9 protein-coding genes are annotated in these 9,392 nt (G+C 55.6%); all 9 read right to left on the bottom strand.

Going from position 1 to position 9,392, the window contains the following annotated elements; all coding sequences use genetic code 11:
- Positions 1–1,841 (bottom strand): ImcF-related family protein (locus AC1DQR_RS39755; protein WP_477135078.1); only part of this gene is annotated, 1,841 nt, incomplete at its 3' end.
- Positions 1,842–1,947: 106 nt separating this feature from the next.
- Positions 1,948–3,132 (bottom strand): hypothetical protein, encoded by a 1,185-nt coding sequence (locus AC1DQR_RS39750; RefSeq protein WP_477135077.1) that lies wholly within the window; start codon positions 3,130–3,132, stop codon positions 1,948–1,950.
- 101 nt (positions 3,133–3,233) lie between these two features.
- A complete protein-coding gene (locus AC1DQR_RS39745; RefSeq protein ID WP_183037162.1) occupies positions 3,234–3,494 on the bottom strand; it encodes a PAAR domain-containing protein in 261 nt (86 codons plus the stop codon).
- 118 nt (positions 3,495–3,612) lie between these two features.
- Complete coding sequence (locus AC1DQR_RS39740) at positions 3,613–4,047, bottom strand: hypothetical protein (RefSeq protein ID WP_416051096.1); 435 nt, start codon at positions 4,045–4,047, stop codon at positions 3,613–3,615.
- Between the two features lie 387 nt (positions 4,048–4,434).
- A complete protein-coding gene (locus AC1DQR_RS39735) occupies positions 4,435–5,064 on the bottom strand; it encodes a hypothetical protein (RefSeq protein WP_416051097.1) in 630 nt (209 codons plus the stop codon).
- A 190-nt stretch (positions 5,065–5,254) separates the two neighbouring features.
- Positions 5,255–5,437, bottom strand: a complete 183-nt coding sequence (locus AC1DQR_RS39730; protein WP_416051098.1) for a PAAR domain-containing protein — start codon at positions 5,435–5,437, stop codon at positions 5,255–5,257.
- Between the two features lie 13 nt (positions 5,438–5,450).
- A complete protein-coding gene (locus AC1DQR_RS39725; RefSeq protein ID WP_477135076.1) occupies positions 5,451–6,122 on the bottom strand; it encodes a hypothetical protein in 672 nt (223 codons plus the stop codon).
- A gap of 18 nt (positions 6,123–6,140) precedes the next feature.
- Positions 6,141–8,426, bottom strand: a complete 2,286-nt coding sequence (locus AC1DQR_RS39720; RefSeq protein WP_477135075.1) for a hypothetical protein — start codon at positions 8,424–8,426, stop codon at positions 6,141–6,143.
- Positions 8,427–8,498: 72 nt separating this feature from the next.
- The coding region (locus AC1DQR_RS39715) for a DUF2345 domain-containing protein (RefSeq protein ID WP_477135074.1) at positions 8,499–9,392 on the bottom strand (894 nt) is incomplete at its 5' end.

The following is a 9,392-nucleotide window of genomic DNA, read 5'->3' as shown; positions in this document are numbered from 1 at the left end:
CGCACCAGCCCCCGGGGATCGGTGCCGGCGGTCAGCGCCGCCAGGGTCTGGTCCGGATACTTGCTGCCAGCGTGCTCGCCAAAGGCCTGGATCACGCCCCGATAGACGGTGTCCTCGGCATTGCGCTCGCCGATCACGGCCAGCAGCGTCTGGCGGGCCCCGGCGACCAGTTCGGGCCGCRGCTCGATGCGCCCTGCCGGATTGGACGGCAAATGCTCCGCATAAAACTTGAGCAAGCGCTCGGCGACGTCCTGCCGCTCACCCGGGGTCATCCGGGCATCGGTGGACCAGTGCTGCACCAGTTGCGGGGCCAGGAAGGCCGGCTCGGCGCGTTCGTGGTTGGCCAGCATCAGATAGGTCTTGAGCGCCTGGTGGCCGCTCAGCGCCACCCGGTTGGTCGTGTCATCCAGCACCGTGGTGCGCAGTTGCGCAAGATCCACCAGCGACGCCTCCAGATCCCGCTGCACGGGCGTGACGAGCAACTCGCGGCTGGCCTGCGCGTAAGGCTTCCACAGCGCGGCAAGGATCGCCGGATCGCGATTCAGGCCAAAGCGGGTCGCAAGCGGCGCGTGATGCTGGGTACGGTACTCGTAGCGCTCGATCTGCTGCTGCAGAGCAAGCAGTGCCTTCAGCCGCGCGGCAGAATTGGGGGCCGCCTGGATATCCTGAATCACTTGTTGCGCAGCGCTTACGTCTTGCGCGTTGCGCATGCCGGACACCAGCATGCCTGCAGTCCACAGACCAACCGATACCAGCGCTAGCACCGTGCAGACCGCCATCGGGTGGACCCCGATCCGGCGACCGCGGTATCGCTTGGTACTCTCCCCAATTTCTCGCCAGGCTGGCAACAACGAATCTACCTGAATACGAAGGGCCTCCGGCGCATTTTTAGCGGCGGCAAGCTTGACTATTTTTTCCGGTGCGTCGTCTGCGGGCGCGGGTATCGGGAACGGTATTTCGAGCGTGCCGAACACGGGTGCGAACATTACGCCGGCCAGCGGTGCACTCCGCCACTTCGAAGCGTGCCACACCGCCCACCGATTCACGATGCTATTGCGATGCTCGCCGATGAAAGCAGAAATTCTTGCAATAAAGGGGTTCCGCGTGGGTTCCATACAACGCTCCAAGCCGAGTGCGGCGGTGCGAGACTCAAGCGATACCAACGCGTCACGCAAGGCGTCAGCAGTGGCGCCACGTGTCCGCCGACTTGTGTCATTGAGGAATGCGCCGATGGCCACGAGTTCTTCTGAGCAAGCGCCGGCCAACTTAACAGGGTGCAGAAATGTCACTGGCGCGGCCCAGCCCACTTCGACCTGGATCGCAGCCAGGGCACGAAGCGGCTCCGTGCCTGGCGCAACCGAATTGTCTCCCGGCAAGACTTGGACCACGGCATCGACCGGGCGACGGTAGCGCAACTTCCGCAATTGCTTGAGCCATGCGGCAGCCTCGATGCCATCAGGCGAGGCATGGACAAGGACGACCTCGTCCGAGCGCCATACGCCGGCCTGCTTTAGGCCCGGGGCCACCTCGTTGATCAACCCTTCGTCGCCACACAGCATCAACCACAGCATACGGTAGCGCCAGCGCCAACCCAACAGGTTACGCAGGTCACGGTGCAGTTCTTCCAGCCGTGCGTCGCATTTGAGTTTCGTTGCCGATGGAGAGCGCGTCTCACCATTCTCGCGGGCAAACAGCCGTCCAATGGCTTTGTCGGCACCAAGTAGAACGGCGATCAGGTACACGAGGATGGCGAAGACGACGAGGAGAGGAATCCAGATCAGGACAGAAATCCTCGCGTCTCGCGAAATCAGTCCAAAGACCTCACCATCGAACCACGCCACGAGGGCCGCTATCGCACCCGCTCCCGCCAGGACCAAGGGGCCGCCCCATAGGGATATAGGCCCGCGGTCATTCGAGGTGGCGGACTCGGAAGCCAACGCTTTTCGGTTAGTGCTCGGATTCGTCATGGGGAGTTGTTAAGACGTGAAGGACAGCTGCCTGGGCATGGTCGAAGATGAGATGTCCGCCGGTTTCACGGGACTCGATGGCGGCAGCAATGGAAAGCCACGGGTTGACCGCGCTGACATCGCCAATGATGCGATCCGGGCGGCGTTGAGCCTCCAGCTCGCCGAGTTGCGGAAGGAATGCAGCCTTCAGCGCGGCGAGCAACGCCATATCGTGCTCGCCGTCCAGGCAGGTAATCCAAGCACGCTGCAAAAGCGAAGGCTCAGTTTTCCCCCATCGGATCGCGTTGGCAAAGAGGTCGGCCATTGCGCCGCTTTCGCCTGCAAGCGGACGATGGAGTATGCCGATGACCTTTACCGATTCGGGCAACTGAAAGCAGCCTGGGTTGAGCAACACGGCAACACACCCCTCCGCACTGCTGACTGGGGGATTGGCATCGTGCCAGTCGGCCGCAATCACAAGCAGTGGTCGCCACTCGCCCAGGTCAAGCCACGCATCAGCCACCATCAGAGCGTCTGACGCCGGAACCGTCTGGCAATCGAAGCACGGCAATCCCATGCGGCGCAGTGCATCCCGAACTTGGGATAGGCGGCTGGTGGCCAACTCAGGCTGGGCCAGCACGCGCACCACCGGATCGTAGGCATGGCCGTACTGGGACAACGCGCGCAGACTTGCCGCAAGCGGATTCAGTGCATCGACCATCTTCAGGACAATCGTAGAAACTGTCTCAGTTTCTGGCTGCACTAGCGCATCCGGAACGCCCTCGGTCGGCGAGGCCTCCTCCAGCGGGACAACCGACAGCGACTCTTCATCGAACCGGTTATGCTCGATCAACCCTGCCCCAATCCTCGGTGCCCGCGAATCGACAAGTGGCTTTTTCGCATTCAGCGCGCAGACAAGGTTCTTGTGTCCTTGAAGGGGCAGGCAATAGCCAGCTCCCAGCACCTGCAATGGGCGCTGCGCTTCGCGCACGCGCTCGTCGATCCATTTCTGCCTGTGGGCATTCCGATGGCGGGCGTGATACCACTGCACTTCGTATCCGACTCGCACGATGCCAAGCAAGATCAGGAACACACCATTCGGTATGCCAACGCTGCGCCACCAGAACAGGAACCCGCGCGCCGGCACGCCTGAGGGCCACAGCAGCAACGCGATAGCGGCGCCCAATACGCTGCACACAACCCAGATGCCGAGCCACGACAAGAAGCGCGGACCGTGTGCCGGGTACGGACTCGCCTTTCCGCCCGGAGACAAATCAATAGGCATATTCAGGCGATATGGACATTCTGTAGTGACGAAATCAGGCGACACCCACACGCGCAGCGGTGATGGTGCATGGCTACGAGCCGTCCGTCCTGATCAGGAAAAGCACCATGACCTTCTGCAATTGTCGTGGAGCCATGGCGTGCGCAAAGGGCTGAATCGCCCTTGCGCGCGAGCGGCCGGCTCATGAACTTCATGGTTGGCGAAGCGCTTGTGACCTGACCGCCATATTCGAGTGCATCACCGAGGCGTATGGGAGATTTCATGTTTCTGCTACCGGCGATCAATGACAATGAGCTGAAATCTTGGGCGGCACAATTATTCGTCCGCAAATTCGATTGTCTTCACGAATTCCACGAATATTTCGTAATTCACACCAATATATTAATAATACGAATAACCAATCTTCTTTATTATATCCATCACATCCATACGCTCCGTTTTCGTCAGCCTAAAATTCGGATCTACCTCCACGGAATAACAAGTCAAACCAGATTTTTTAGGACATGCGAAATAGAAATCTGGCACTGGGATTGCAACCCCGTCTCCGAAAATTCGATTAACATGGGCAACCGTCCCACTAAAATCCACCCCTCGATATTCTCGTTGCCAGGAAATTATCCTGTAGTATCTCCCCCCGGAGTCCTCGGAGGCGATTACCTCTTTCGCCGTCATTTCTTGATCGCCTGACATAGGACCGGCGACATCACTAGATGGAGGGTTTTGGAAATTAGATTTTCGACACCCAAATTCAAGCGTTGCAGGCACCTTCCTATTTTTTCCAAATATATCTATGCGAAATCGCATAACAGTTGACATTTCACCCTCCTTTAAATGTACATTTACCACCCTATTGACAACTGATTCCCCCATTTTATATCCGCATAATTGGTGCAGACGCGAGTACTCTTCAGATACATCTTCCGCTTTCTTCGCATCAGCTGCGTGTGAAATAAAACAGAGTAGACAGGATATTAAAAGAAACCTCATCGCACACACCCCCACTCACAATCACCCTACTTTTTAAAGAAATCGCACCATTTCATGGGTTTCAATCTTATATCCGCCGGTCATATAATCCTTGCGCATATTTATTAACATATACTATCGAAACCCTTACTCCACGATCAGAATCAACTCGCCACTCTTATCACACCAACTCACCAAGAAATACAAATGACACCTAAAAATAACAAATCATTCAGATTAATCCTCTTTGGGAAAAAATCTTATGGTTGACAAGACCTCAATGACCCGACCAAAGAACAATGGGTTAACCCTTAACGGCTGTGGAGCACCCTCCATCGCGCCTACAATGACATCTTCGTTATGAACAATACAAAACCTTATTACACTGAGAGATGTTGTTGTCGTGACGTTATCGTTAAACGCCATCACGAAGCCGATCCAATCTGCTCCCCTCAATTCCCGAAAAGCAACCATAGATTGACTAAAACGAGGCTGAACCCATTTTCCACCCATTAATTTCGCTGGACACTTTTGACTATTTGCCTCCCTAATTTTGGTTAATTGCTCGGAAGATTCTCGACCTGATTCATTCCATGTGAAATTCTCCCTTCTCTCGCACATCACGCCAAACCAGCCGTCACTACTCCTCCCCGACGCGTTAAATGACCAATCGTAGCCAGATTTAATCTCAACCTGATTTAAATACGGGATATCTTTATTTTCAATTCCATTATTATCAATATAAAAGATAACATCAGGATCATTGAACCTAACATTCCAATCGGCACTTAAAGTTAATACGTACCGACAAGATCTATGCTCAACCATAAACTCACCAGCCCCCGCGCCGAATTTCGTCTCCCCCATTCTATTTCCGATAACTACATGATCCACACCCCTTGCGCACGCGGAGTTAAGAGTGAACATTATTGATAACAGGATAACTATTGACCTGAGCATATCGATTACTATGCCTACAATCCAAAAAAATATTCTGGCAACAGTTTTTTGGAACAAATTAATAACGCGAAATGAGTAAAAACGATTAGCGCAATCACTATTCCCCCGAAAATTCAATTTTCTTGACGATGCCTATGAAGATGCCATCAATCAATCCAGCATCAAGATCGAAGCCGCCCTTGCAAGCGAGCGGTAGGTTCATGAACTTCATTGCTGGTGAAGCGCTTGTGACCTGACCGCCGTTCTCCAATTGATCGCCAATCCGAATGGGGCTATGCATCGCGATTTCTGTTTCATCTGTCGAGAGCTGCAGCGCCGGATGTAGAACTKGCACCAGCCGGCGTCGGGGTATCGACAAACTCGATAGACTCAAGAATCGCCTTAATCCGGTCAAGATCACTGCGCACCTTGCGATCCGCCAGCCATTTGACCGGCGTGTTTCCACACAACGCGTGGGCATTGTGGATCAGGCAGAAGTGGAGAACGCGAGCCCGGCGCCGCTCGTCACCGGCAGTGTCACCCTCCGTGTATGCCACCCCGGTCCAGTTCTTTCCCTTCAACTGGACCGTTCTGGCATTCGCCTGCTTCTCGAATGGAACAAATTCAGGGGCTGTATTAACCGCTCCATACCTCAGCCAGTGGCCATCAACATACTTCGCGTTCATAGCGGAAGTAATCCGCTCTTCGTTACCGTCTACACAGAATACGCTGAAGCCATCAGTCAGAAAGGCTTTGGGTCCAGTTATTGGAAGCAGATATCCGCCTTGTTCAGGAGAACTCTCGTCGAAAGCCTCGAAATGCCCATCGAACATATTCGTGATGCTGAATCGACATGAACCGACAACATGTGCTACCGTCGTCGTCCGCTCGGCCAACACTTGAGCGGAGCCCTGCGCTGTAGCAGTACTAAAGGATTGCGCGGCGACTACGCCTGCGATACAGAGGCTAAGGATCAGTTTTTTCATCTGGATATCTGTTCCGAATTACCAATCTGGAAGATCCTTCAATGTGCCGTCTGCGCCCGGAAACTGAATCCCATCCGTTAACGTGACAAGCGCAGCTGTGTACGCTTGATATCGCGCCTGAAGGCCGTTTATTGCAGAAAAATTGCTTGATGGATGCCCGACATTCACCGTGGCCGCAACTCTTCCGAACGGTTCACTGCTGTAGAAGGGCTTGGGCGTGTTACCCACCTGTTTCGTCTCACGCTGCAGAACCGGCGGCTGGTCTGCAGGCAGAGCCGCACCCGACCATGCCCAGTACACACCGGCGCTGTCTGCCGCGTCGAACGCCCGAATCGCTTCAAATCTTCGCCAATCCTTCATATGAGCAGGCACATAGGCCTCCGCAGCCACTAAGGCCGCATTGTTGCGCGCCTGATCCGACGCGCGCGCGGCGTCGTGCAGGCGGTCAGCCAGTGCTTGGTTTACCTGCCAGCCTCGAAAGCGCCAGTACTTGATATAGTTATCGGGCCAAGTCAATTGCAAGAATCCACGACCAAACCACGGGAAATATCGCTGATTCTGCGGTGAACCTTCTGCCAGCAGTCGAAACCATTGCGTCTCCTGTGTCGCATTGCCGAAAAATGCTGCTTGCCGCAAAGCCGTCCCGATGCCGAACTTGCGCATCGCCTTGTTCAGTTCGATTCCAAACTCATCTACAGTAACCATCTGTGGGTGTACCGGCTCTGAATCCCATTGCGAGGTGGGCAATTTGCGCAGAGCTGTTGGCGGAAACATCTTTTTCAGTTCCGGGTTACCAAACCACTCACATTTCCTGAAATGACGAACAAAGGCAAGCGGATGAAAAAACCAGAAACTCTTACCAGTCCCTAAAGGGGTCTTATCCAAAAACTGGAATTTCTGCAAGAATTCTATGAACTTCGTATATCCATCCGGGTCTACGTCCTTGCGTTTTCCAAAAAAACCATCCGGGTCATTCAGTCTCTGGTAGCGGGCCTCGTTGCCGCTAGCATCCCACTCACTCGGGGCATGGCAAACGAAGCCTCTGAGCTTTTGCCGCACCTCTGCGTGAGTTTCTATGTATGCGGCGAGCTTGCCTTCCTGTGCATATCCCGGGCCCATTCTTTCGTCAGGGGTTTCTGCTTCCTCGACTACGGCTACGATCTTGCGCAACTCGTCGTAGTCGCACATGCCATCCTCACTGAATGGTGTGTTGCCTTCGTCGATTTTCTGCCAGCCCGTATGAAACGGGAAGTCCGCATCAGACAGCTTTTGGATCGCGTTCTGGCTGATGTCGATGTAGCCCTGCTTGCCCGTCTCGAAGGTCACAGAAACCCATGTTTTCTGGTCTGCGGCCGACAGCTTCGGGCTATCTCTCAAGATGCGCCCGAACCGGAGCATCTCGTAGCCATCGCTCGGGCATTGGGGATAGAGCGCTGTAGCGCGCGCAAACATCTTGTACTCGTAATCCTCGTAGGCGTCCGGTATAGGGGTGGGGGTCAGGAGCGTGACGGCTCCGGCCTTTTCAACCCAGGAACGCGTGTAGCGTTTCCCCCTGTGGAAATAGGCTTCGACATACAGCTTGCTACCGGCGTCCAACGTGCCCGCCTGCAGCGCAGGGAAATAAGTCGCAGCGGCCCCTACTTGACCGGGGGGCGCACTGACAAATGTCTGACCACCGGGGATCACGAAGTAGCTGTTCCCCCAATAGTCTTTTGATGCCGGGGTGGTGGGGTTCTCGTTTCCGAGCTGAATGGCATGGCCTGGCTGCTCGAACCATGCCGTGAAGTCGGCCTCGGTCATGAAGATTTCGAAGTGCAGGTGGGGCTGGCCGTGGCACGCACCGTAATATCCGAGGATATCCTTGCGATAGACCTTCAGATTCTGCGGAACTTTCACGCCATCGGTTGGATTTGCCAACCACTTTGGCAGTACGGTGGATGACCCTACGTCGGGCAGATTGTTCGGCAACGGCCCCACTTTCGTACGAATGCCGTCCAGATCCAGCAGATGCATGTACAGGGAGTAGAAGGTGATACCCCGGCCCTCGCCCGTCTCGGTCGTGTGTTTGAGCAGCACAAAGCCGGTAGTGGAGTTCAAATCATCGCTGCCGTCGCTGTTTCTTTGTCCGTCAGTGACGGGCTTCTGGCTTACGAGATAAGCAATGACTTTACCGTCGGCAATCGCCCGTACGGGCTCGGTTTGCATGGTGGGTACCAGATGCGCGCCGCAATGCCAGCGGCGGTCAAATGCAATGGGGTAGACGCCGTGGTGACTCAGCTCGTACTTATCGACGACATCCATCATCGGATCGGTCCTGCTCGGGTCGCTGGAAGTCAGGCCATCGGCCGGGAGAAAGGGAGGGCTAATGATCATGATCTAGTGGGACGAAGGATACTGATCGCTGATTTGCAGGCGGCTCTTCGGCAGGCTCGGCAATGCATAGCTTTGGCCATCCGGGCCTTCGAACGTGAAGGACGCGGCTTTCACTTTGAAGGCCCCGGCGCAGAAGAATGTCGCGCTGTGCTTGTCGAATACCAGGTAGGCCCCGCTGCTGCCTATCACTACCTTCTGGCCGGCATTGATCACTACATCCTCGCTGGCGCTTGCAATATGCACGCGCTTGTCGGCAAACACATCCAGCGCGTCGTTTTGCGCTTGGATCTCGACCTTGCCTTTCGCTGCAAACAGCTTGATGCCTAGCCTTGAGGCGAACAGGGATAGCGCGTCACCGGCGGCGATGGCGATTTTCGCCAGTGCGCTGACATGGAAGCTCGCCTTCGTGGCGACATTGATGTCTCGTCCAGCAGCTACCGATACGCGCTCAGGAGTGGTGACGGCGATGCCGTTGGGTGCGGTCAGCATCATGACGGCCTGCTTCAGCCCGTTCACGCTGCTTCGCAGCCACTCGTTTTCGGCTTTCAAGTCGGCGATTTCGGCCTTGGACTGGCTGGCCGCGTTCGCCAAGGACTGCGCCTGGGCTAGAACTGAGCGCATCTCATTCATGGCCGCAGTCATGTCAAGTTGCTGGCCGTTGGCCTGCTGTTGCGTCCATGCGGTAAACAGCAAACCGCGACCGGCCCGCACTGCGCCCGTCGAATCCGTACGCAGCTCAAAGCCCTCCCCCCGCTTCTTCTTGTTGCGATCAACGAGGTAGCCAAGGTTGAGCTGGGTCTTGCCACCATATTCGGTGGAGAGCTTGATGCTCTCCTCTCCCTTCCAGTCCTCCATGCGCAGCTTGTTGTTGCTCCGCGTCCTGATCAGGTTGCGCGA

Source organism: Cupriavidus sp. 05L411 (assembly GCF_056398045.1).
This window is presented reverse-complemented; position numbering and strand designations above follow the sequence as displayed.

Bases quoted from the DNA above. Each gene is read 5' to 3' on its own strand.
- AC1DQR_RS39745 (WP_183037162.1), bottom strand. From the start codon at position 3,494: ATGAAATCTCCCATACGCCTCGGTGATGCACTCGAATATGGCGGTCAG.
- AC1DQR_RS39740 (WP_416051096.1), bottom strand. From the start codon at position 4,047: ATGTCAACTGTTATGCGATTTCGCATAGATATATTTGGAAAAAATAGG.
- AC1DQR_RS39735 (WP_416051097.1), bottom strand. From the start codon at position 5,064: ATGGGGGAGACGAAATTCGGCGCGGGGGCTGGTGAGTTTATGGTTGAG.
- AC1DQR_RS39730 (WP_416051098.1), bottom strand. From the start codon at position 5,437: ATGCATAGCCCCATTCGGATTGGCGATCAATTGGAGAACGGCGGTCAG.
- AC1DQR_RS39720 (WP_477135075.1), bottom strand. From the start codon at position 8,426: ATGATGGATGTCGTCGATAAGTACGAGCTGAGTCACCACGGCGTCTAC.